20 protein-coding genes are annotated in these 22,071 nt (G+C 64.4%); 8 read left to right on the forward strand and 12 right to left on the reverse strand.

What is annotated here, in order from left to right; all coding sequences use genetic code 11:
* Positions 1 to 4: 4 nt before the first annotated feature.
* Entirely contained in the window at positions 5 to 433 is a 429-nt protein-coding gene (locus tag A4R29_RS00540; RefSeq protein ID WP_013528462.1) for a DUF6481 family protein, read from the reverse strand.
* 278 nt (positions 434 to 711) lie between these two features.
* Between A4R29_RS00540 and A4R29_RS00545 the strand changes: the two genes are divergently transcribed.
* From A4R29_RS00545 to A4R29_RS00555, 3 genes are all read left to right on the forward strand, one after another.
* Positions 712 to 1,773, forward strand: coding sequence for an LLM class flavin-dependent oxidoreductase (locus A4R29_RS00545; RefSeq protein WP_063170951.1), 1,062 nt, complete (start codon positions 712 to 714; stop codon positions 1,771 to 1,773).
* 117 nt (positions 1,774 to 1,890) lie between these two features.
* Positions 1,891 to 3,060 carry an AI-2E family transporter gene (locus A4R29_RS00550; protein ID WP_013528460.1) on the forward strand — a complete coding sequence of 390 codons (1,170 nt, stop codon included), beginning with the start codon at positions 1,891 to 1,893 and terminating at the stop codon, positions 3,058 to 3,060.
* Between the two features lie 68 nt (positions 3,061 to 3,128).
* Positions 3,129 to 4,130 (forward strand): LLM class flavin-dependent oxidoreductase, encoded by a 1,002-nt coding sequence (locus A4R29_RS00555; RefSeq protein WP_063170952.1) that lies wholly within the window; start codon positions 3,129 to 3,131, stop codon positions 4,128 to 4,130.
* 31 nt (positions 4,131 to 4,161) lie between these two features.
* Here the strand turns inward: A4R29_RS00555 and A4R29_RS00560 are convergent, their stop codons facing one another.
* Positions 4,162 to 5,181 (reverse strand): LacI family DNA-binding transcriptional regulator, encoded by a 1,020-nt coding sequence (locus tag A4R29_RS00560; protein WP_063170953.1) that lies wholly within the window; start codon positions 5,179 to 5,181, stop codon positions 4,162 to 4,164.
* Between the two features lie 220 nt (positions 5,182 to 5,401).
* On the opposite strand from A4R29_RS00560, the gene A4R29_RS00565 reads away from it, so the two are divergent.
* The 3 genes from A4R29_RS00565 to A4R29_RS00575 are packed head-to-tail and all read left to right on the forward strand — an operon-like array spanning position 5,402 to position 9,263.
* On the forward strand, positions 5,402 to 6,985 hold the full coding sequence (locus tag A4R29_RS00565; protein ID WP_063170954.1) for a sugar ABC transporter ATP-binding protein: 1,584 nt from the start codon (positions 5,402 to 5,404) through the stop codon (positions 6,983 to 6,985).
* A complete protein-coding gene (locus tag A4R29_RS00570; protein WP_013528456.1) occupies positions 6,982 to 8,298 on the forward strand; it encodes an ABC transporter permease in 1,317 nt (438 codons plus the stop codon). Before A4R29_RS00565 ends, A4R29_RS00570 begins: the two co-directional genes overlap by 4 nt.
* Positions 8,295 to 9,263 (forward strand): substrate-binding domain-containing protein, encoded by a 969-nt coding sequence (locus A4R29_RS00575; RefSeq protein ID WP_013528455.1) that lies wholly within the window; start codon positions 8,295 to 8,297, stop codon positions 9,261 to 9,263. Before A4R29_RS00570 ends, A4R29_RS00575 begins: the two co-directional genes overlap by 4 nt.
* A gap of 41 nt (positions 9,264 to 9,304) precedes the next feature.
* On the opposite strand, the gene A4R29_RS00580 is transcribed toward A4R29_RS00575, so the two are convergent.
* From A4R29_RS00580 to A4R29_RS00605, 6 genes are read right to left on the reverse strand one after another with little or no spacing between them, the layout of a single operon-like run.
* A complete protein-coding gene (locus A4R29_RS00580; RefSeq protein ID WP_013528454.1) occupies positions 9,305 to 9,766 on the reverse strand; it encodes a MarR family winged helix-turn-helix transcriptional regulator in 462 nt (153 codons plus the stop codon).
* Positions 9,763 to 10,347, reverse strand: coding sequence for an amino acid synthesis family protein (locus A4R29_RS00585; RefSeq protein WP_024502071.1), 585 nt, complete (start codon positions 10,345 to 10,347; stop codon positions 9,763 to 9,765). The genes A4R29_RS00580 and A4R29_RS00585 overlap by 4 nt, the downstream gene beginning before the upstream one ends.
* The gene (locus tag A4R29_RS00590; RefSeq protein WP_027161095.1) at positions 10,340 to 11,224 is read right to left on the reverse strand and encodes a UPF0280 family protein; all 885 of its coding nucleotides are present in this window, start codon (positions 11,222 to 11,224) and stop codon (positions 10,340 to 10,342) included. Before A4R29_RS00590 ends, A4R29_RS00585 begins: the two co-directional genes overlap by 8 nt.
* Positions 11,224 to 12,765 carry a hypothetical protein gene (locus A4R29_RS00595; protein ID WP_063170955.1) on the reverse strand — a complete coding sequence of 514 codons (1,542 nt, stop codon included), beginning with the start codon at positions 12,763 to 12,765 and terminating at the stop codon, positions 11,224 to 11,226. Before A4R29_RS00595 ends, A4R29_RS00590 begins: the two co-directional genes overlap by 1 nt.
* On the reverse strand, positions 12,762 to 15,596 hold the full coding sequence (locus tag A4R29_RS00600; RefSeq protein WP_063170956.1) for a molybdopterin-dependent oxidoreductase: 2,835 nt from the start codon (positions 15,594 to 15,596) through the stop codon (positions 12,762 to 12,764). The genes A4R29_RS00595 and A4R29_RS00600 overlap by 4 nt, the downstream gene beginning before the upstream one ends.
* Positions 15,593 to 16,447 carry an FAD binding domain-containing protein gene (locus A4R29_RS00605; protein WP_027161092.1) on the reverse strand — a complete coding sequence of 285 codons (855 nt, stop codon included), beginning with the start codon at positions 16,445 to 16,447 and terminating at the stop codon, positions 15,593 to 15,595. The genes A4R29_RS00600 and A4R29_RS00605 overlap by 4 nt, the downstream gene beginning before the upstream one ends.
* A 258-nt stretch (positions 16,448 to 16,705) precedes the next feature.
* Here A4R29_RS00605 and pncA point away from each other — a divergent pair, with 258 nt between their 5' ends.
* Entirely contained in the window at positions 16,706 to 17,320 is a 615-nt protein-coding gene (gene pncA, locus A4R29_RS00610) for a bifunctional nicotinamidase/pyrazinamidase (RefSeq protein ID WP_063169737.1), read from the forward strand.
* A gap of 27 nt (positions 17,321 to 17,347) precedes the next feature.
* Entirely contained in the window at positions 17,348 to 18,766 is a 1,419-nt protein-coding gene (locus A4R29_RS00615) for a sodium:proton antiporter (protein WP_063170957.1), read from the forward strand.
* Here A4R29_RS00615 and A4R29_RS00620 read toward each other — a convergent pair whose 3' ends face one another.
* Genes A4R29_RS00620 through A4R29_RS00635 form a run of 4 tightly spaced genes read right to left on the reverse strand, consistent with a single transcriptional unit; the run spans position 18,767 to position 22,063 of the window.
* The gene (locus A4R29_RS00620) at positions 18,767 to 19,501 is read right to left on the reverse strand and encodes an ABC transporter ATP-binding protein (protein ID WP_063170958.1); all 735 of its coding nucleotides are present in this window, start codon (positions 19,499 to 19,501) and stop codon (positions 18,767 to 18,769) included.
* Positions 19,498 to 20,226, reverse strand: coding sequence for an ABC transporter ATP-binding protein (locus tag A4R29_RS00625; protein WP_024502063.1), 729 nt, complete (start codon positions 20,224 to 20,226; stop codon positions 19,498 to 19,500). Before A4R29_RS00625 ends, A4R29_RS00620 begins: the two co-directional genes overlap by 4 nt.
* Complete coding sequence (locus tag A4R29_RS00630; protein ID WP_063170959.1) at positions 20,223 to 21,185, reverse strand: branched-chain amino acid ABC transporter permease; 963 nt, start codon at positions 21,183 to 21,185, stop codon at positions 20,223 to 20,225. The genes A4R29_RS00625 and A4R29_RS00630 overlap by 4 nt, the downstream gene beginning before the upstream one ends.
* On the reverse strand, positions 21,182 to 22,063 hold the full coding sequence (locus A4R29_RS00635) for a branched-chain amino acid ABC transporter permease (protein ID WP_063170960.1): 882 nt from the start codon (positions 22,061 to 22,063) through the stop codon (positions 21,182 to 21,184). The genes A4R29_RS00630 and A4R29_RS00635 overlap by 4 nt, the downstream gene beginning before the upstream one ends.
* Positions 22,064 to 22,071: the final 8 nt, after the last annotated feature.

A 22,071-nucleotide genomic window follows, 5' to 3' on the forward strand; every position in this document is an offset into this window, starting at 1 on the left:
AGAGCTAGCGGGCGGAGAAGCCCGGAGGCGTCCTGCCGGTACGCTGCTTGCGTGCCGCATAACGCGCGTCGCGCTTGGCCTTGCGTTCGGCTTCGTCGGCCAGAAGACGGGCGATGCGCTCGTTCTCTTCGGATTCCCGAATCTTGGCCTCGGCCTGTGCAGCTTCCTCGGCGGCGATACGTGCCGCTTCGGCTGCTGCCTCGCGCTCGGCCTTCTCGACCGCTTCGCGTGCCAGCTTCTCCTGCTTCAGCCGGGCCTTTTCGGCCTCGCGGATTTCGCGGGCCGCAAGGATAGCCTTGCGTTCAGCCTGCCGCGCCAGCACTGCGGGATCATCCGCCGCCGGCTTTGCCTTGAAGCGCTCGAGGAGCGCCTTCTTTGCCTCGTTTGCGGCATTGCGCCGCTCGAAAACGTCTTTTTCCCTGTAGATAGCCAAGTCCACTTCCCTGAAGTCAATTCGCGACGCTTACATACGCGCGAAAACCGAGAGTTCAAGCGCCAAAACGGCATGGCAGCCATGAAATTGTCGGCTGTTGCACTCGGGAGACGCCTTTGGAGCAATTCCAGGAAAAGTGTGAAGCGGTTTTCCGTCCGGAATGGCGACGAAGAGATAGAGCCGAAACCGACATGCACTGTTCACCGTCCGCCCCACTGGCGGCGCGGCTGAGGCGTCGCTACGTCTAGCCCGAAAACCCAACACCAGGATGACATCAAATGGAACTCGGTCTCTACACATTCGCCGACGTCAGCCCGCAGCCGGGCCCCGGTGCCATCGGCCCGCATGAGCGGCTGCGCAACCTGATCGAGGAGATCGAGCTGGCCGACCAGGTCGGCCTCGACGTCTTCGGCCTCGGCGAGCATCACCGGCCCGACTATGCCGCCTCCGCACCGGTCGTGGCCCTGGCCGCGGCGGCCGAGCGTTCGAAGCGCATCAAGCTGACCAGCGCGGTCACCGTTCTGTCTTCCGATGACCCGGTGCGCGTTTTCCAGCAATTTGCCACGCTCGATCTTCTGTCGGGCGGCCGCGCCGAGATCATGGCCGGGCGCGGCTCGTTCATCGAATCCTTCCCGCTGTTCGGTTTCAACCTCGAGGATTATGACGAGCTGTTCGCCGAAAAACTCGGTCTGCTGCTTGCCATCCGCGACAGCGTGAAGGTCACCTGGTCGGGCAATCTGCGTGCGCCGATCAATGATCGCGGCGTTTATCCCCGGCCCTTCCAGGACAGGCTACCGGTCTGGATCGCCATTGGCGGCACGCCGCAGTCTGCCGCCCGCGCTGGCGCGCTCGGCCTGCCGCTGGCGCTCGCCATCATTGGCGGCGAGCCGGCGCGTTTCGCGCCGCTGTTCGATCTCTACCGCGAAGCCGCCAAGCGCGCCGGCAGTGATCCGGCGGGCCTTGCCACCAGCATCAACGTGCACGGCTTCATCGCCGAGACGACCGAGCAGGCGGCGGACGATTTCTACGGCCCGCAGGCGGAAGTGATGAATCGCATCGGCCGCGAGCGCGGCTGGGGTCCGACCTCGCGGGCGCATTTCGACCAGTCGCGCGGCCCCACAGGCGCCCTGTTCGTCGGCAGTCCCGAGCAAGTGGCTGAAAAGATCGTCGCCCAGCACAAGATCTTCGGCAATGACCGCTTCCTGCTGCAGATGGCGATCGGCACCATGCCGCATGCCAAGATCATGAAGGCGATCGAACTCTACGGCACCAGGGTGGCGCCGATCGTTCGCAAGGAAACAGCCAAGCCCGCCACAGCCGTCACGTCGCCGGCAGCCTGACCCGGAGCCGGCGCGAGCGGCCTCAATCCCGAAGCCGGCTCATGGAACCCTCGCCCGTAACTCTGCGTTTCATGGAGGCGATTGCCGTGCGAAGGGGCGCCGGCTTGAGGGGTGACCATGAAAACCGAACCCACAGCCTGGGGTCAGGACGTTTCCGATGAACCGGATTCGCGCGTCGCGGCTCGCGCCGACACGCGTCTGATGCGCTCGTTGCTGATCGGCATCTTTCTGTTCATGGCCATCTACGCGCTCTATTTCGCCCGCGCCTTTTTCATGCCAGTGCTTCTGGCTTTCCTGCTGGCGCTGACGCTGACGCCGATCGTCCGGCTGCTGCGCAAGCACGGTATCCCGGAAGTGATCTCGGCAACCCTTCTGGTGCTGTTGTCCCTTTGTGTGTTCGCCACCGCCGGCTATCTGCTCAGTGGCCCGATCATCGATCTTATCAACAATACCTCGTCGATCGGCCAGAAGCTCACCGAACGGTTGGCGCAATTGCGACAGCCGCTCGAGAAGATCATGCAGATTTCGCATCAGATCGAACAACTGACCGAGACCTCGCAGGAGTCGGGTATTCAGAAGGTGGCGGTAGCGCAGTCCGGCATCCTGTCGGCGGCCGCCAGCAACATCCTGTCGGCGGGAACAGGCCTCACCATCATCTTCGTGCTGTCGCTGTTCCTGCTCGCCTCCGGCACGATGTTTTATGAAAAGATCATCCAGTCCTTCGCCAGCCTCAGCGAAAAGAAGCGGGCGCTGCGCGTCGTCTATGACGTCGAACGCGAAATCTCGCACTATCTGCTCACTGTCACCATCATCAATGCCGGCCTCGGCACGGTCATCGCTCTCGGTCTTTGGGCGCTCGGCGTGCCCAATCCGCTGGTCTGGGGCGTTGCTGCCGCCCTGCTCAATTTCCTGCCCTATGTCGGAGCACTGATCACCATCGTGCTTGTCACGGTCATGGCGTTGATCAGCTTCGATACCATCTTCTACGCGCTTCTGGCGCCCGCCTTCGTGATCTTGTGCGACATCGTCGAAGGCCAGTTCGTGACGCCGATGGTGGTCGGCAGGCGCCTCGAGATCAACGCCGTGGCGATCTTCATCGCCATCGCCTTCTGGTCATGGCTGTGGGGTTTCGTCGGCGCCCTGATGGCGGTGCCGCTGCTGGTCGTCATCAAGGTGTTCTGCGATCATTTCGATGGGCTCAGCCATGTCGGCAATTTTCTCGCCGCGCAGCACGCGGTTGTCGTCGAGGAGGACGACATCGCCGACCCCGAAGCTGTCAAGGGCTGATCAATATTTTTGAATTTGCGGCGCCGCCGGATGCTTCCTACATGCGGTCCTGACACAGGATCCCACCTATGACCGCTCTTTCCGTTCTCGACCTGTCGCCGATCGTCGAAGACAGCGATGCCTCGCAGTCGCTGGCCAACTCGCTCGATCTTGCCCGCCATGCCGAGCGCCTGGGCTACAAGCGTTTCTGGCTGGCCGAGCATCACAACATGCCGGGTATTGCCAGTGCCGCCACAGCCGTCGTCATTGCCCATGTCGCGGGCGGCACCAAGACCATTCGTGTCGGCGCCGGCGGCATCATGCTGCCCAACCATTCGCCGCTGGTGATTGCCGAGCAGTTCGGCACGCTGGCCGCATTGCATCCGGGCCGCATCGATCTCGGCATCGGCCGGGCGCCCGGCACCGACATGGGTACCGCCCGCGCCTTGCGCCGCAATCTCGAGGCCGGGGTCGACAATTTCCCGCAGGATGTCGTCGAGCTGATGGGCTATTTCCAGCCGGCCGAGGAAGGCCAGCGCATCCGTGCCGTGCCCGGCGAAGGCCAGGGCGTGCCGGTCTGGATCCTCGGCTCCAGCCTCTACGGCGCGCAGCTTGCCGCCATGCTCGGCCTGCCCTATGCCTTCGCCTCGCATTTCGCGCCGGCGGATCTGGATCACGCGCTGGATGTCTACCGCTCGCGCTTCCAACCCTCCGAGCAGCTCGACAAGCCGCATGTCATGCTTGGCCTCAACGTCTTTGCCGCGCCCACAGATGCCGAGGCTCGTTTGCTGTTCACCTCGCTGCAACAGGCTTTCGTCAATCTGCGCACCGGCCGGGCCGGACGGCTGCCGCCACCTGTCGAGAACTATGACCGCGATCTCGATCCGATGGCAAAGACCATGCTGGGCCAGGCATTGTCCTGCGCCGTCGTAGGCTCCCCGGAAACGGTGCGGCAAGGCATCGATGCCTTCGTGCGCCGCACCGGCGCCGACGAGCTGATGGTCACCGCGCAGATTTTTGATCATGCGGCGCGGGTACGGTCGTTCGAGATCCTGGCCGAGGCGCACAAATCGCTGTCGCAGGCGGCCTGACAAGTCCTGATAGGACTATACGGGCGAAAGACTACGCGCTCACGCTCTGCGCCTTCACCCCCAGCGGGCGACAGGAATTGCGGATCATCAGCCGGCCCTTGAGCAAAAGCTTGCGCGGCGGCGCGTCCCTGTTGCCGGCGAGACGGTCGAGAAGCAGATTGGCCGCCTGTTCGCCGATCGCCTGCACCGGCTGCGCCACCGTGGTCAGCTGCGGCTGAAACACGTCGGACCATGGAAAGTCGTCGAAGCAGGCAACTGAAATGTCTTCCGGGCAGGACAGGCCGATGTCGCGGATCGCCTTCATGGTGCCGATCACCATCGGGTTGTTGGCCGAGAAGATCGCGCTTGGCCGATCGTGCGAGGACAGCATCTGCATGGTCGCGTTGTAGCCGTCGATCTCGTGGAAATTGCCGAAGCGGATCAGCTCCTCCGCGATCGGCAGGCCGGCGGCGTGAAGCGCCTCGCGATATCCCGCCATGCGGTCATGCATCGGCGAAATGTCCGACGTGCCGGTGATGTAACCGATGCGCCGGTGGCCGAGATTGATCAGATAGGTGATGGCGTCGAACACCGCGCGCTGGTTGTCCAGCACCACGGCATCGGTGTCGACGCCTTTGCAGATACGATCGAGCAGCACCACCGGCACGTTGGCGTCGTCGACGATCCGCTTGAGGATCGCGCCGTCGCCGACGCGCGCCACGATCAGCCCGTCGACCATGCGGTCGAGCAGCAGCTTGATCTGATCGTCCTGGGTGTTCAAATCCTCGTCCGTGCAGCACAGCATGACAGCATAGCCGGCCCGGTCGAAGGCCTGCTGGATGACCGAGACGACATCGGTGAAGAATGGGTTGGTGATGTGCGGCACGGTCAATCCGATCGTGCGGGTCGTGCCCATCTTCAGGCTGCGGGCGATCGCGTTGCGCTTGTAGCCGATATCGCGGATCGCCTGTTCGATGCGCTGGCTAAGCTCCGGACTGACCGTCGCCGTGCCATTGATCAGCGCCGAAACGGTGGCGACAGACACACGTGCCGCTTCAGCCACATGAAGCATGGTGGGCGCGGTGGATTTCCGGTGTTTTTTTTGCCCTGATGCTGTCATTTTCGAAACGTTTCGCCACCCTTGCCGGCCAATACGTACGGAATCCTGTCCTTTTTAGCAAGAATCGAAATGCAGTAAACATGCGGCACCTCATATCAGCTTGACATGATCGAAACGTTTAGATTAGCGTTTGCGGGAAGTTGACGAGGACGGAAGGGAGGCCGCCATTGTCATGCGAGAGAGCAGTTCCCTTTCCCCGCAGCACGGCGCTGCCGATCGGTCGGACACCGTTCTGAGCGCCGAGCATATTTCCAAGAGCTTCGGCGGCATCGCCGCCCTGGTCGATGTCGGCTTCGAGCTGCGGCGCGGCGAGGTTCATGCCTTGATGGGCGAAAACGGCGCCGGCAAGTCGACGCTGATGAAGATCCTCTCCGGCGTCTACACCGGCTATGAAGGCACGGTCAGCGTCGATGGCCACCCTGTCAATTTCGCTGGCGTACGCGACGCCGAGGATGCCGGCATTGCCATCATTCATCAGGAGCTCAACCTGGTGCCCGAACTCAGCGTCGCCGACAACATCTTCCTTGGCCGCGAGAAGCTGATCGCCGGGCTGATTGTCGACCGCAAGGCAAGCAGCCGCGCGGCGGGCGCTTTGTTGCAGCGGCTCGGCATCGAGCTCGATCCGCAAGCCCGCGTCGGTGCCCTGCGTGTCGGCGAGCAGCAGCTGGTCGAGATCGCCAAGGCGCTGTCGATGTCGGCACGCATCCTGATCATGGACGAGCCGACCTCGGCGCTGTCGCCGGCCGAATGCCAGCGGCTGTTCCGCATCATCCGCCAGCTTGCCGAGAGCGGTGTCGCCATCGTCTACATCTCGCACCGCATCGACGAGGTCATGCATCTGGCCAGCCGCGTCACCGTGTTTCGCGACGGCCGCCATGTACTGACCGAGCCGATGGCCAGGCTGGACGAAGATGCGATCATTTCGGCGATGGTCGGACGCAACCTGCTCGCTTCCTCCCAGGAAGAGCGCCACTCCGGCGGCAACATTGTGCTTTCGGTCGAAAACCTGTCGCTCTCGAAGCCTGATGCGCATGGCTGGCGCACGGTGATCGACGGCGTTGGCTTCGATCTTGCCGCCGGAGAGGTCCTCGGCATTGGCGGGCTGCTGGGTTCGGGCCGAACCGAGATCCTGGAAGCGATCTTCGGCTCGAGCGATGGCCGCACCGGTGGCGAAATCCAGGTCGACGGCCGGCCTGTGGATATCCGTTCGCCCCGCGACGCAAGGCGGCTGGGCATTGCACTGGTCACCGAGGACCGCAAGACGCAAGGCCTGCATCTGCAGGCTTCGATCGCAGACAATGTCGCGCTGCCGCTGGTCGGGTCGCTGTCCCGCTTCGGCATCCGCTCGCTGGCCGCCGAGCAGGGGCTGGCGCGGCAGGCGGTCAAGGCGCTCGGCATCCGCTGCCGGGACATCGACCAGCCTGCCGGCACGCTGTCCGGCGGCAACCAGCAGAAGGTCGTCATCGGCAAGTGGCTGGCGACCAGGCCAAGGGTGCTGTTGCTGGACGAGCCGACGCGCGGCATCGATGTCGGCGCCAAACGCGAGATCTACGACCTGATCTTCAAGCTGGCGCGCGATGGACTGGCCATCGCCGTCATCAGCTCCGAACTCCCGGAGCTTTTGCATCTCTCCGACCGCATCCTGGTGATGGCCGATGGCCGCCAGACAGGCATTCTTTCCCGCGATGCGGCCAGCGAGGAGGCCATCATGCGTCTCGCCGCCCCGCGCAGGACCATATCGAGACCAGCCGCATGACTGCCCTGAAACTCCTGTCCCGTACCAAGCTCTATTGGGGCCTGATCGCCATCTTCCTGATCGGCGTGCTGGGCTCGCCGATGAGTTCCAAGGGCAACAACATCTTCCTCTCCTACGGCAACCTGCTCGACGTGCTGCGCCAGGTCTCGACCACCGGGCTGATCGCCACCGGCATGACGGCTGTCATCATCACCGGCGGCATCGATCTCTCCGTCGGCTCGCTGATGGCCATCTGCTCGGTGGTCTGTGCCATGCTGCTGACGGTCCCAGGCGTGACGCCGGGCGTCGTGCTGGGCGTGCCGACCGTCGCGCTGGTGGCGCTTTGCCTCGGTTTCGTCGTCACCCGCTTCATCTTCCAGAACCTGGCAAAGTCCCGTGCCGGCGCCGATCTCGTCCGCGAGATCAGGCTGGACGGGATTCGCGGCCTGATCACGCCCGCCGTCGTCGGCGTGGTCTTGTGCTGCCTGTCGCTGTGGTTTCTGCTGCCGCAGATCGAGCCGAAATTCGGCGTGCTCGGCGTGCTGCTGGTGGCGCCGTGCGTTGGTTTGCTGTTCGGCGCGCTCAACGGCTTCATCATCGTTGCCGGACGGCTGCAGCCCTTCATCGTCACCCTGGCGATGATGGTGACGGCGCTCGGCATCGCACGGCTGACCGCCGGCCAGAACAATGCGGTGCTGCCGGTCTATACCGGCTCCAACGCCACCGCCGATTTCGAGATCCTGCGCTCGCTGGTGTTCGGCATCATCCCGATGCCGGGCCTGTTCTTCCTCGGCGCCATCGTGATCTACGGCGCGGTGCTGCGCTTCACGCCGTTCGGCCGCTATGTCTATGCCATCGGCGGCAACGAGGAGGCGGCGCGCCTCTCCGGCATCGCCGCCGGCCGCGTCAAGATCGCCACCTATGCCGTCTCCGGGCTGCTCGCCGGCATTGCCGCCGTGCTCTATGTCGCGCAGTACCGGCAAGGCAAGCCGGATGCCGGCGCCGGGCTGGAGCTCGACGCCATTGCCGCTGTGGTCATAGGCGGCACCAGCCTGATGGGCGGGCGCGGCAGCCTCATCGGCACGTTCTGCGGCGTGCTGATCTTCGGTCTGCTCTCCAACATCCTGCAGCTCCACAACATCAATTCGAACCTTCAGCTGGTGCTGAAGGGGATGATCATCATCGGCACCGTGCTCGTGCAGGAGCGCAATGCCGGTGATCTCCTGGCCTATCTGCGCCTGCCCGGCGGGCAATCGGCGCACAAGGAAACGGCCGCGGCAAAGCGGCCGTCGCAAGAGACACCGTCTCTCAATCTCGGAGGAAACAAAAAATGAAACGACGTGACATGCTGAAGCTTGCCGCCGTGACCGCGGCACTGCTGACCACCACCGCGCTGCTGACCACTGGCAACGCTTACGCTCAGGACAAGAAGTGGAAGATCGGCTTCTCCCAAGTGACGACCATCGAGCCCTGGCGCGCGCAGTTCAACAAGGACATCCTGGCCGAAGCCGCCAAGCACCCCGAGGTCGAGCTGATCATCACCGACGGCGAGGACAAGACCGAAAAGCAGGTCGCCGATGTCGAGAACCTGATCCGCCAGGAGGTCGATGCGCTGTTGGTGTCACCGAAGGAATCGGCCGGCCTGACCGGCGTCGTGCAGCAGGCGATCGACGCCAAGATCCCGGTCTTCGTGCTCGACCGCAATGTCGACACCAAGGACTACACGCAGTTCGTCGGCGGCGACAACGCGCTGATCGGCCGCGCGGCCGGCGAATATGCCGTCGAACTGCTGGGCGGCAAGGGCAAGGCTGCAGGCAATGTCGTCGAGATCTGGGGCGGCATGGGCACCCAGCCGGCGCATGACCGCCATGACGGCTTTCACGAATTCACCGACAAGGAGCCGGGCATCAAATATCTGCTTGACCAGCAATCGGGCGACTGGAAGCAGGACCAGGCCTACAATCTGATGGCCAACGCGCTGAAGAGCAACGAGAAGATCGATCTCGTCTACGGGCACAACGACCCGATGGCCTATGGCGCCTATCTCGCCGCCAAGGATGTCGGCCGCGAGAAGGACATCAAGTTCATTGGTATCGACGGCCTGCCCAATGAAGGCGTGCAGATGGTGAACAAGGGCGAGCTGACGGCGACCTTCACCTATGTCACTCCCGGTGCCGAAGGCCTGCGCCAGGCGATCAAGTTCCTCAACGGCGAGAAAGTCGAAAAGACCATTACCCTACCAACCGAGAAGATCACCAAGGAAAACGCCGCCCAGGTGCTGAAGGACAACGGCCTCTGAGGCAAACTTCCTGCCGGGTGCTCCTTTGGCGCCCGGCGGGTCTAAGCCAGCTTCACCAGCAGCTTCATGAAGGTGGCGATCTCCTTGGCCGAGAGCGGCGCCAGCGTCTCCTTTGTGATCTCGCGCGCCAGCGGGATCAGGCGCTCGATGGCATCGCGGCCTGCCGCGGTCAGATTGACCAGCAGCCGTCTTTTGTCGACCTCGTGCCTGGAAAGCTCGACCAGGCCGCGCGCCTTCAGCCGGTCGATGACGCCCTTCACCGTCGCCGCATCCATCGCGATCAGCGTGCCGAGCTGGTTCTGCGAGGTCTCGCCGACGTCACGCAGCTTGGCCAACGCCGCGAATTGCGGCGGCGTCAGATCGCCGATATGCGCGGCAAAGATCGCGACATGGCGCTGATGCGCCTTGCGCAGGATGAAGCCGACCTGCTCCTGCAGGAGGTAATCCTGGTCGTCCGGCGCCTCGACCTCGACCAGCTTGAGCAGATTGTCCTCGCCGCTCACCGCAGCCCATCCCAGGCTTTGATGTCATCGGCCGCGAGACCACCCATGCGATCGTGGATGCGCGGGCCACAAGTCATGGCGAGGCAGAACAGAATCTCGTCGGGGCGCGGACCATCGGACATGCCGACTTCCATGGCGTCGAAATGGCTGCGCACATAGGCGGCGTTGATGTGGCCGAGCGGCACGTCGAGCTTCGAACCGAAAGCGCCGACCTTCTTGGCCGACGGCACGATCGCCTTGGCGTCGCCGAGCCGCTCGCGCATGGCGTAGCCGCCGGGCACATGCCAGAGGGCGCCGTGTTCCAGCTCACCTGCGGTGCCGACAATGGCGCCTTTGCCGTAGCCGTCGATCTGCTTGACGTCGCCGCCGAGCGCCGCGATCAGCCGGTCGGCGAGCAGCAGGCCGAGCGGCTTGAGATCGTCCATGGCGCTCTGCAGCTCCTCGACATAGCGCCCGGCGAACGGGTTCTTTACCAGCGCCATGGCGGCGGCACGGCGGCGCGGCACCTTGGCCACCGGCCCGCCCTCGTGAAAGATCTCTTCGGTCAGAACCGCGATCTTGCGGATCGGAAACTCAGGCATGGGCAACTTCCTCCCTCGAAGTTTCGTTGGGCGCGGCAAGCGCAACCGAGCCACTGATGCGGATCTCGCCGCCGAGAAACAGCGCCGACCCGGCAATAAGCCCCCGGCGGCGAAAATCTTCGGCGACGGCAAGGCCATTGTCCAGCGCGCGCGCCACTTCGCCAAGGGCAAGCGTGCCGACGCCTTGCGTCACCAGCCGCGAGCCGAGATCGCTGTCGGGCGACAGTTCGTGTGCGGAAATGCGCTTGATGGCGGGATTGCCGGGCAGGTCCACCGCGTTGGCGATGAGCGTCGCCGCCGCATCGGCTTCGGCGCCGGTCCGCGCCAGAACGGTGACGGCGTCGGCAATGCCAAGCGAGAAGGAGCGGCCACGCCAACCGCTGGTGGCGACGCCGCGAACGCCATCTTCCGCGCGGATCGTGATCCGGTCGGCCATGCCGTTGCCGGTACCGGCTACCGCCAGACCCATCGACTGGCCCTTGCCGATATGGAGCGCGCAGTCGCCGCCATTGTTGACATAGGCGCGCTCGATCTTGCGACCGGCAAGCAATGCGGCGAGCATTTCGTCGGCTACCGATCCCGCGACGGCCGCCATCGGAGTTATAAAGCATTCCGCCAGGGGCATGACGGCTGCCTCCATGCGGCGCGCCGTCGGGCCGGCGAAGGTGCGCGGCGCCAGGAAAAACGCCGGCAGCCGCAATTCGGGGAGTTCCTCGACCAGCTCCACCAGGATTGTCTGGAACCGCGCTATGGCCTGTTCATAGGCTCGGCGGCATTCATCCGCCTCACCAAAAACCTCGACGATCAGGTCGATCGGCCCGTGGTTGAGATGCAGCCGCTTGCCGTCCTGCAGCCAATGCGCTTGCGGGCCTTGCATCACCCGGTCCCGTTCGAGCCGGCACGACGTAGCTGCGCGAGTGGCGGCCATGGATTGTTGGTTTCGGCGCCTGTGCCGCGTCGCGGATTCAGGTACTCACCGCCTTTTGCGACAATATCCTCGACGCTGCGGATCTCCGCCTCGTACCCGCCGAGCCTGACATAGTCGTCGCGGCGCAGCGTGAATTCGATCGGCGCCACCAGCGCCGGTGTAGGCACATAGCCGAAGGCGCCTTCCGGCACCCGTGTGACATCGACCATCAGCGTGATGCCGCCGCCCGGCCAGACATAGACCGGCGCGCCGCCGACTGTGACATAGGTGGTCAGGCCCTGAACCGAGCGGGTGAGATTGACCGGGTTTTCGGTGACACCGGCGCGCAACGAACCGCCGGCGCCGCCGATGAACAGCACCGTGCACAAAGCCGGCTCGCAATTGTCCTCGATCAGGCCGACCGACTTTTGCAGCCGTTCCGGAAACGGTTTTTGCACCGGCTTCAACTCGTCGTCGAGCTCGTAATAGGCGAATTGCTCGCCGGTGGTCGAAACCATCAGCAGCGACAGGCCCGGCCGCGCACCCTTTTTGGCGTTCCACTCGCCAAGGATCGACAGCGGGTCTGAAATGCTGGTGCCGCCCCAGCCGAGGCCTGGCTCGGACACCTTGAAATAGCGGCCTGGCGTCGAACGGCGGCCGATGATCTTTATCCCTGTGTCCTGCCAGCCCAGCACCTTGCCGGCCTGATGCTCGGAAACGACGCCGGTGATGTGGTCGTCGACCACCACCACCTCGTCGACAAGGCCGCGCCATTGCGTGGCGAACATGCCGATGGTCGCCGAGCCGCAGCCGACGCGCATGCGATGTTCCTGCTTGCCGTCGATGACAGGCGCTTTGCCGGCTTCGACTGTTATGGCGGCGCCGCCGTCGATGGCGAGTTCCACCGGCTTGCGGTTGCACAGATTGAGCAGCGCGTCACAGGTGGCGCGGCCCTCCGCCTTGGAGCCGCCGGTCAGATGATGCACGCCGCCCAGCGACAGCATCTGCGAGCCATACTCGCCCGTCGTGACATGGCCGATTGCCTCGCCTTGCGATCGCACAATAGCCGTCTCGGGTCCGATATGCCGGTCGGTGTCGATCTTCACCTTGACGCCGCAGTACGAAAAAATGCCTTCCGTTACGACGGTGACGAGATCGACGCCTTCGACTTCCTGGCTGACGATGAACGGCGCCGGCTTGTAGTCGGGATAGGTGGTGCCGGCGCCGATTGCGGTAACGAAGCGGCGGCCGGTGTTGACCAGTTCGCCGTCCCATTGTTCGCCCTCGGCGACGAACGGCACGATTGCCGCGCCGGTCTCGGCCGCATGGTCGAGGATGGTCAGCGGGTCCATCCGCACGATCCTGCCGCCGACATTGCCGTAGCGGTCGCAGGCGCCGGTGCGCCCATCTGATATGTAGCACATCACCGGGCAGGCATCGCAGCGGATCTTCTCCGCAACCAGCTTCTCGCCGGGATCATGGGTCTCGAAGCGTTCGGCAAGCTCGCTCATCGGCGTGCCTCCTTTTCGCGGATGCCATCTTTTTCGCGGATGCCAGCGCGGATACGCGTCGGCGTCGCCGGAACCTTGGTGATCAGAACGCCGGTGGCGTGGCGGATGGCGTTGAGGATTGCCGGCGCCGTCGGGATCAGCACATGCTCGCCCAAACCCTTGGCCCCAAAGGGTCCTTCCGGATCCGGAACTTCTATCAGGATGGTCTCGATCGGCGGCACGTCGCCAATGGTCGGGATGAGATAATCGTGCAGATTCTCGGTGCGGCCGGGGATGTACTCTTCCATCAGCGCCATGCCGATGCCTTGCGCGATACCGCCTTCGATCTGGCCTTCGGCCAGCAGCGGGTTGATCGCCTTGCCCACATCATGCGCGGCGGTGATCTTGATGAGCTTCACCGTGCCGAGCTTGAGATCGACCTCCAGTTCGGCGATCTGCGCGCCATAGCCGTAAACGGCGTAGGGTTTGCCCTGGCCCTTGGCATCGAGGGGCAGCGTCGGCGGGTCGTAGCTCTCCTCGGCACGGAAGACGAAGCCCTGGGCATCCAGGTCCAACGTCGTGAGGTCGATGCGGCGGGTGGCTTCTCCCTCGCGGATGACGATCGCCGGGCCGTCGAGTTGGAGAGCGGCTTTTTCCGAAACATTGGCGAAACGCAGAATCTTTTCACGCAAGGCGCGGCCGGCCTTTTCGGCCGCCTTGCCGGTGACGAAGGTCTGGCGCGAGGCCGATGTCTTGCCGGCATCGGGAGTAATTGATGTATCGGCGCTCTTCAGCTGGAATCTCTCCAGCGGCAGGCCGAGCGCGTCGGCGCAGATCTGGGCGATGACCGTGTTCGAACCCTGGCCGATATCGACCGCGCCCTGGTGCAGGATGACCGTGCCGTCGGCCGCGATGCCGACCCGAATGGTCGACGGATTGGGCAGCGAGGTGTTGCCGCAGCCATACCAGCACGATGCGACGCCGACGCCGCGCTTCCTATCTGTGTTGGCACTGTTGAATGCCTCCGCATCGGCCGCTGCGCGCGCCCAGTGCGGCCGCAGCGATTCGAGGCATTCGGCAATGCCGACGCCGCAGTCCAGAAGCTGTCTTGTGACCGTTTCGGAGCCGTTCCGAAGGCAGTTCTTCAAGCGAAAATCGAGCCTGTCCATGCCGAGCTTGCCGGCCAGCTCATCATAGAGGGTCTCCTGCATGATCGTCGCTTGCGGCACGCCGAAGCCGCGGAAGGCGCCGGAGATCGGCCCATGCGTATGGATGGCGCGGCCTTCGGCGCGGTAGTTCGGCGTCGCATAAGGTCCGGAGGCGTGCACCGGCACGCGGTTGGCCACGGTAGGGCCCCAGCTTGCATAGGCGCCGGTGTTGAAATCGCCTTCGAAGATCATGCCGGTGACAAGGCCGTCGGCATCGGCGCCGATGGTTGCCTTCATCTCGGCCGGATGGCGCTTGGTGGTCGACATCATCGATTCGGTGCGGGTGTAGGCAAGTGCCGCCGGCCGCCCTGTCTTCATCGCCACAAGGCCGATCAGCGGCTGCAGCGAGACGTCGAGCTTCGAGCCGAAACCGCCGCCGGTCGCGGTCGGCACGATGCGCACCTTGTCGACGGCAAGGCCGAGCACCTTCGCCGTCTCGTCGCGGTCCATATAGGGCGCCTGGGTGCAGGCGACGACGACCAGCGTGTCGCCGTCCACATAGGCATAGCCGGCTTCCGGTTCGATATAGGCGTGCTCGACATAGGAGGTGTCGATGACGCCGGAAACCGTGAACGCTGCACCGGCAAGGGCCCCTTCCGGATCGCCGCGTTCGACGAAGCCGGAGGTCAGCAGGTTTGCCGGTCTGTTCTCATGGATGAGCTTGGCACCGCCGGCGCGCGCTTCGCAGGATTGGAGAACATGCGGCAATTCGGTCCAGCGGATCGGAAAATCCGAGAGGTCGATATCGAGCATCGCCTCGCGCTCGCCAGCGACCAACGCCACCGCCTCACCGCGAAGGCGGGCAAACCCTTCGGCCAGTGCCGGCTGGTCGGCGAACGGGCCGATGACGCCGAAACAGTTTTTTCCCGGAATGTCGGCTGCGGTGAAGACGCCGGCGACGCCAGGGTGCGCTTTCGCCCAGCCATCGAGGTCACCGAAGGCGAAGCTGGCGTGATAATGCGGAGAGCGGACCACCAGTACCGCCAGTGCATCGGCGGGGAAGGAATCGCTGCCGAATTTCTCAGCCCCGGTGACCTTCGGCACGCCGTCGAGCCGGATGGGCGAGGAACCGATCGCGTGGCCTGACCGGGGCAAGCGGAAATCCAGGCTTGCTGCCTGCAGGGAGGCATCCATCACTGCGGCAATGATCTTCCGGTAGCCGGTGCAGCGGCACAGAATTCCGCCGAGCGCGTCCTGTACCTCGACCTCGGTGGGGCTCGCCTTCTTCTCCAGCAGAGCCGTCGCCGCAACCAACAGGGCGGGCGTGCAAATCCCGCACTGCGCAGCGCCATGGGCAAGGAAAGAGGCCTGCAACGTCGACAGCCGGCCGTTGGCAAGCCCTTCAACTGTCGTCACCGATACGCCGGCAGCGGACGCCGCCGACATCAGGCAGGCGCAGACGGGATCGCCGTCGACCAGCACCGTACAGGCGCCGCAATCGCCGGCATCGCAGCCGACCTTGGTGCCGGTCAGCCCCAGTTCGTCGCGCAGCACCAGGGACAGTCGGCGCAGCGGCGGCACATTGACCGATACGGCGCTGCCATTGACCTCGAAGGCGATGTCAACGCGCTCCGGGCCGCGAGCAGGCCGAACGGCGCCCAGGTCGGGCACTGCTTCACGCACGTCAGGTTGAACCTGGCTCATGCCGCCACCTCTTCGCCAGTCGTCCGCCCCACAGCCGCAAGCACGGCGCGGGCAACAATCTCGCGCACTGCATCGAGCCGGTATTCGGCGCTGCCGCGCACATCGGCGATCGGCGACAGTTCGCTCATCGGCGCGGACAGGACCGCATCGGCAAGCTCGCCATCCACCGGCAGCCCGCACAACGCGGCTTCGACGCCGGCCAGCCGCTTGGCCACCACCGAACAGGAGCCGGCCGCGACCGCCGCTTGCCGGACGGTGCCATTGTCGACGGCCAGACGTGCTGCCACCATGGCGATGGAAATGACGAGGTAGCGCCGGGCGCCGAGCTTGACGAAAGCCGACGTGCCGCTGGGCTTCGGCACGCGGATCGCCGTGACCATCTCACCGGGCAGCAGAGCCGTACGGCGGTTGCCGAGAATGAAGTCCTGCAACGGCAGGTGCCGCGTCGCTGCCACCGAGCGCAGCTCGACCTCGGCATCGAGGACGAGCAGGGCCGGCACGCCGTCGGCGGCAGGCGAGGCGTTGCAGAGATTGCCGGCGACCGAGGCGACGTTCTGGATCTGCGCCGAGCCGACCTCTCGCGCCGCCTGCTTCAGAGCCTCGAAGGCCGGCGGCAAGGGATGGCGGACGATGTCGGTCCAGGTCGTGCGCGCGCCGATGACGAAATGGTCGCTCGTCTCGGCAATGCCGCACAGCGCCGCCAGGCCGTTAATGTCGAGAACATTGTCGCGGATCGGTTTGCTGCCCTGTGCCGGATAGAAATCGGTGCCGCCGGCAAGGATGCGCCAAGCGCCCTCGCCAAGCAAAGCGAGCGCTTCGTCGACCGAGGTGGGTTTCGCGTAACGGATCACGCTTTGCCTTCCCGAAAAGAGGCCTTCCAGAGCAGGTACTTCGAAAGATCCTTCCAGCACAGGGGTCGGAAAATTCATTCGTATGCAAATGATATCAAGCTGGCAGGATTTGTCAAAGCCGGAGTTTGCCGCGGCGCCGCCGGCACGCATTTGTTATGGCTCGAGAGGTTGACGCGGCCGGCCATCTGGTCAAGTTTCTGCGTCCGGTCGCGTCAGCGGCATTTTCCACTGGAGCCTGCATACGGAAGAGGAAAGCCCATGGCCGACGAAGCGCTTGTCGTCATCGACCTGCAGAACGATTTTTGTCCCGGCGGCGCGCTGGCGGTTGCTGGCGGCGACGAGATCGTGCCGCTGGTCAACGACCTGATCCGGCGAACCGACCATGTCGTGCTGACGCAGGACTGGCATCCCGCCGGTCACTCCAGCTTTGCTTCCAGCCATCCGGGCGCGCAGCCCTTCACCATGATCGAAATGCCGTACGGCCAGCAGACGCTGTGGCCGGACCACTGCATCCAGGGCAGCCTGGGCTCGGATTTCCATTCCGGCCTCGCCTGGACCAAGGCCGAGCTCGTCATTCGCAAGGGATTTCGGCCTGATATCGACAGCTACTCGGCCTTCTTCGAGAACGACCGCACGACCCAGACCGGCCTTGCCGGCTACCTCCGGGAGCGCGGCATCGACACGCTGACCCTGGTCGGGCTGGCGACCGATTTCTGCGTCGGCTTTTCGGCGCTGGATGCCGTCAGCCAGGGCTTCAAAACCACAGTGCGGCTGGATGCCTGCCGCGGCATCGATCTCAACGGTTCGCTCCATGCCACGCTGCAGCGCATGCGCGACGCCGGCGTGAGGCTCGAAGACCCTTTGTCGGACTGACGGATCGTGAGGCGCAAGAGGGGCTTTTTGTGGGTCGCGACGAAGGCGGCAATCGTTGTGGCCGTGCTGTTTCCGGCACAGGCTTTCGGGGCGGAGGAACACGGCCTGCCCGGCGCTTCGATGTCGCTGTGGTGGGCGGTGCCCTTTGCCGGGCTGCTGTTGTCGATCGCCACTGGTCCGCTGCTGTTTCTTCATGTCTGGGAGCATCACTACGGCAAGATCGCGGCCCTTTGGGGCGCTCTGGTGGTCCTGCCGCTGGCGGTTGCCTTCGGTGTCCCCACAGCGACCGAAGCGGTACTGCATGCGTTGCTCACCGAATACATGTCGTTCATCATCCTGCTGTTTGCGCTGTTCACCATTTCCGGCGGCATTCTCCTTGCCGGCAACATTCACGGCACGCCGCTGGTGAATGCCGGCCTGCTGCTGGTCGGCGCGCTGCTGGCCTCGGTGATCGGCACGACCGGTGCCTCGATGATCCTGATCCGGCCGATCATCCGCGCCAACGATAACAGGCCGTTCAACGCCCATGTCGTTATCTTCTTCATCTTCCTGGTGTCCAACATCGGCGGCTCGCTGACGCCGCTTGGCGATCCGCCGCTGTTCGTCGGCTTCCTGCGCGGCGTCGACTTCTTCTGGACGACGACGAACCTCTGGCGCGAGACGCTGTTCGTCGGCGGTGTCGTCCTGGGCATTTTTCTGGTGATCGACAACATCCTGCACCGGCGCGAGGCTGGCGCGCCGAAGATCAAGGACCCGACACCGGATACCAAGGTGCGCCTGCGCGGCTTGGCCAACCTTCCGCTGCTGGCGGGGGTGATCGGCGCCATCCTGCTATCGGCGGCTTGGAAGCCGGGCGTCAGCTTCTCCGTGTTCGGCGTCAGCCTGGAACTGCAGAATCTGGTGCGCGACGCCATGATCCTGGCGCTCGCCCTCGTTTCACTTGTCATTTCGCGCAAGGAATACCGCGAGGCCAATGGCTTCAACTGGGGTCCGATATCAGAGGTGGCCAAATTGTTTGCCGGCATCTTCATCTGCATCGTGCCGGTCATCGCCATCCTCAGGGCAGGCCATGAGGGTGCGCTGGCGCCGCTGGTGTCGCTTGTGAGTTCTTCCTCCAGCCAGCCCAACGATCTCGCCTATTTCTGGCTGACCGGGGCGCTGTCATCCTTCCTGGACAATGCGCCGACTTATCTGGTGTTCTTCGAGCTTGCCGGCGGTGACCCCCGGCACCTGATGACGGAGTTCGCTTCGACGCTTGCCGCGATCTCGGCCGGCGCGGTGTTCATGGGCGCCAACACCTATATCGGCAATGCGCCGAACTTCATGGTCTACGCCATCGCCCGACATCGCGGCGTGAAGATGCCGGGCTTTTTCGGCTATATGGCATGGTCGGGCCTGGTGCTGATCCCGACGTTTTTGGTAGCGGGTTTTCTGTTCTTCGGCTGATCAACCGACGCCGACATAACGGCGCACCGCCGACGGGTCGGCGCGCAATTCCTCGACATCGACCGTCTCGCGGTTGCGGCCGTTTTCGACGAAAGCAACGCGGTCGGCGACCGAAAGCACCGCATCGACACGCTGCTCGACCAGGATGGTCGAAACGCCCATGTCGCGCAGCGTCGACACCGTCTCGCGGATCTTCGCGATCATCGACGGCATCAGCCCCTCGGTCGGCTCGTCGAGCAATAGCACCTGCGGTTCGAGGCAGAGTGCACGCGCCATCGCCAGCATCTGCTGTTCGCCGCCGGACAGTGTGCCGGAACGCTGCCGGAGCCGCTGGCGCAGCAATGGAAAGAGGTCGAGCACGTTTTCACGCGTCGCCTTGCCTTTGCCGCGCGCCATCAGGCCGATCTCGATGTTTTCCGCCACCGTCATTTCGGCGAACAATCGCCTTCCCTGCGGCACATAGGCGACGCCGGCCTTCGGCACCTCATGCGCCGGCAGGCCGGTCAACTCCTTGCCATCGAGCCTGATCGAGCCGGCGCTCGAGGGAACCAGCCCCATGATGGCCTTGAGTGTCGTCGTCTTGCCGGCTCCATTGCGGCCGAACAGGCACAGCACCTCGCCTTTGTTCAGCACCAGGTCGAGGCCATAGAGCACCTGGACCTCGCCATAGAAGCAGTCGAGCCCCGAAATGGTGAGTGCTTGAGGCGTGGCCTCGGCCTGGTTTGCCTCGGTCATGGGGCAGTCCCCAGATAGGCTTCCTGCACCGCCGCGTTTTCGCGGATCGCTTCGGGCGTGCCTTCGGCGAGGATCTTGCCGGCATTGAAGACCGTGATGCGGTCGGCCAGTTGCATGACGACAGGCATGTTGTGCTCGATCAGAAGCACGGTGGCGTTCTTGGCGATCTCGCGCACCAGGGTGACGAAATTGTCGATCTCGCTGTCGGCCAGCCCTTGCGTCGGCTCGTCGAGGATCAGCAGGCGCGGCTTCAGCGCCAGGCCCATCGCCACTTCCAGCAGGCGCTGATGGCCGTAGGACAACTGCCCGGCCGGCATGTGGGCGCGATCGGCCAGGCCGGTGCGTTCGAGTGCGGTCATGACAGCGGCCTGTATCGCGCTCCTGGAATGGCTGCCATGCCGCAGCGTCAGTTGCGCGGGCAGCGCGACGTTGGCGTAGACGGACAGGTTGGCATAGACGCTGGTGAGCTGGAAGGTGTAGGCGATCCCCCTGCGGACCCTGACATAGGCAGGCAGATTGGTGATGTCGGCGCCGTCGAAGACGATCATGCCGGCAGACGGCTGGATGCGGCCGCTGACCAGGCTGACGAAGGTGGTCTTCCCCGCTCCATTGGGGCCGATCACGGCGCGGATTTCGCCCGGCATCAAGGAGAAATCCACACGGTCGACGGCACGCAGGCCGCCGAAGTCGCGAGAAAGGCCCTTGGTGGTCAAAAGCGGCATCATGGCAGCCACCCGAGCCAGCGCTGCCTAATGCTGCCCAGAATGCCTTTGGGGAAAAACAGCACCAGAAGGATCAGCGCGATGCCGACGATCAGCAGATAGGCGGAGGTGTAGCCGCTGGTGATATCGATGACATAGTACATGAACAGCGTGCCGATCAGCGGCCCGAGCGTTGTTGCAGCACCGCCCAGCAGCACCCACAGCAGCGGCAGGATCGAATATTGCACCGACGCGAAGCTCGATCCGACATAGCCGAACAGCAGCGCATAGGCGGCACCCGAGGCCGCGCAGATGATGCCGGAGATGACGACGGCGGCGAGCTTGTTCGAAAACGTGTCGTATCCGAGCATCTTCGTCCGCTCTTCGTTCTCGCGGATGGCGACCAGCACGCGGCCATACCGGGAGCGGACGATGGCCAATGTGACGAGAAGCACGATCGAAAACAGCGCCAGCGCCGTCATGTAGCGAACGGTCGGATTGGTGAGCTCGAGCGATGTCGCGCCGAAGCTGAGCACCCGCGCCGGCTGCGGCACGACCATGCCCTGGTCGCCGCCGGTCCACGTCGCGAAGTAGAGGATGAGGAGGTAGAACACTTGCGCGAACATCATGGTGACGATCATGAAGGCGACGCCGGTGGTGCGCAGCGCCAGCAGGCCGATCACGAGTGACACAACAACACCACAGGCAAGCCCGGCGGCGAACGCCGCTGGTACGCTCCAGCCGAGCTGGATGACGGCAAGGCCGGCGCCATAGAGCCCGGCGGCAAAGAACATGGCATGGCCGAGGCTGAGCAGGCCGACATAGCCGAACAGCATGTTGTAGCCCATGGCGAACACTGCCAGCACCATGATGCGGGCGAGCAGGCCGTGATAGTATTCCGGCAGAAGGAAGCTCAGCACGAAAAGCAGCGCGACGACGCCGAGATGCATGGCATAGGCTTTTACCGGCGAAGCTTCGCTCATCGCGACCTCGTCCCGAACAAGCCTTGCGGACGGAACACCAGCACCATGGCGACCAGCAGCGTGGCGATGATCTTGGCCAGCGTCGGCGAGAAGAACATCGAGATGATGCCGTCGGAGAGACCGATCAGCACGGCGGCGACGACCGTGCCGCGCAGCGAGCCGAGGCCGCCGATGATGACGACGATGAAGGAGAGCAGCAGCGGGTCCTGCCCCATCAGGTAATGCGCCTGGCTGATCGGCACGATCAGCACTGCGGCAATGGCCGCCAGCATGGCGCCAAGCGCGAAGACGCCGCCATAGACGCGGCCGACGGGGATGCCGAAGGCCTGCGCCGTCTCGCTGTCATACTGCGTGGCGCGCATGACGAGGCCGACCTTGGTGCGCGTCAGCACCAGCCATGTCGCGGTGAGCAGCAGCGCGGAGGCGGCGATGACAGACAGTTTGTAGCCGGAGTAGCCGAACCACGGCAAAAGGATGCGGTAGCTGAACGGCGGCTCCACCGGCCGCGCCTCCGGACCGTAGAAGGTCAGCGCCAGCTGCTGGATGATGTAGAGCATGCCGATGGTGGCGACGATGGTGGCTTCCGGATTGTAGTTGAGCCGTCGCAGCACCAGCCGTTCGGCGACCAGCGCAATGGCGCCGACGATCAGCGGCGCAATCACAAGTGCGGCCAGGAAGCCGAGCGCGGGATGGCCGCCAATGGCTGTGGTGATCGCCCAGGCGAGCACGGCGCCCAGCATGAAGAACTCACCATGCGCGACATTGACCACCCGCATGACGCCGAACACCAAGGACAGGCCGAGCGCGGTCAGCGCCAGCACGGCTGAGGTGACGAGGCCTTCGAGGGCGGCGAGGAGGAGGTGGGGACCGAAGTGCATGCTACACG

It is taken from the genome of Mesorhizobium ciceri biovar biserrulae (assembly GCF_001618845.1).
Taxonomy (GTDB): domain Bacteria; phylum Pseudomonadota; class Alphaproteobacteria; order Rhizobiales; family Rhizobiaceae; genus Mesorhizobium; species Mesorhizobium ciceri.

Excerpts from the sequence above, each read along its gene's own strand:
- A4R29_RS00550 (WP_013528460.1), top strand. The coding sequence starts at position 1,891 with ATGAAAACCGAACCCACAGCCTGGGGTCAGGACGTTTCCGATGAACCG.
- A4R29_RS00545 (WP_063170951.1), top strand. The coding sequence starts at position 712 with ATGGAACTCGGTCTCTACACATTCGCCGACGTCAGCCCGCAGCCGGGC.
- A4R29_RS00625 (WP_024502063.1), bottom strand. The coding sequence starts at position 20,226 with ATGATGCCGCTTTTGACCACCAAGGGCCTTTCTCGCGACTTCGGCGGC.
- A4R29_RS00635 (WP_063170960.1), bottom strand. The coding sequence starts at position 22,063 with ATGCACTTCGGTCCCCACCTCCTCCTCGCCGCCCTCGAAGGCCTCGTC.
- A4R29_RS00630 (WP_063170959.1), bottom strand. The coding sequence starts at position 21,185 with ATGAGCGAAGCTTCGCCGGTAAAAGCCTATGCCATGCATCTCGGCGTC.
- A4R29_RS00590 (WP_027161095.1), bottom strand. The coding sequence starts at position 11,224 with ATGCAAGGCCCGCAAGCGCATTGGCTGCAGGACGGCAAGCGGCTGCAT.
- A4R29_RS00585 (WP_024502071.1), bottom strand. The coding sequence starts at position 10,347 with ATGCCTGAGTTTCCGATCCGCAAGATCGCGGTTCTGACCGAAGAGATC.
- A4R29_RS00595 (WP_063170955.1), bottom strand. The coding sequence starts at position 12,765 with ATGAGCGAGCTTGCCGAACGCTTCGAGACCCATGATCCCGGCGAGAAG.
- A4R29_RS00565 (WP_063170954.1), top strand. The coding sequence starts at position 5,402 with ATGCGAGAGAGCAGTTCCCTTTCCCCGCAGCACGGCGCTGCCGATCGG.
- A4R29_RS00620 (WP_063170958.1), bottom strand. The coding sequence starts at position 19,501 with ATGACCGAGGCAAACCAGGCCGAGGCCACGCCTCAAGCACTCACCATT.
- pncA (WP_063169737.1), top strand. The coding sequence starts at position 16,706 with ATGGCCGACGAAGCGCTTGTCGTCATCGACCTGCAGAACGATTTTTGT.
- A4R29_RS00570 (WP_013528456.1), top strand. The coding sequence starts at position 6,982 with ATGACTGCCCTGAAACTCCTGTCCCGTACCAAGCTCTATTGGGGCCTG.
- A4R29_RS00560 (WP_063170953.1), bottom strand. The coding sequence starts at position 5,181 with ATGCTTCATGTGGCTGAAGCGGCACGTGTGTCTGTCGCCACCGTTTCG.
- A4R29_RS00555 (WP_063170952.1), top strand. The coding sequence starts at position 3,129 with ATGACCGCTCTTTCCGTTCTCGACCTGTCGCCGATCGTCGAAGACAGC.
- A4R29_RS00600 (WP_063170956.1), bottom strand. The coding sequence starts at position 15,596 with ATGAGCCAGGTTCAACCTGACGTGCGTGAAGCAGTGCCCGACCTGGGC.
- A4R29_RS00575 (WP_013528455.1), top strand. The coding sequence starts at position 8,295 with ATGAAACGACGTGACATGCTGAAGCTTGCCGCCGTGACCGCGGCACTG.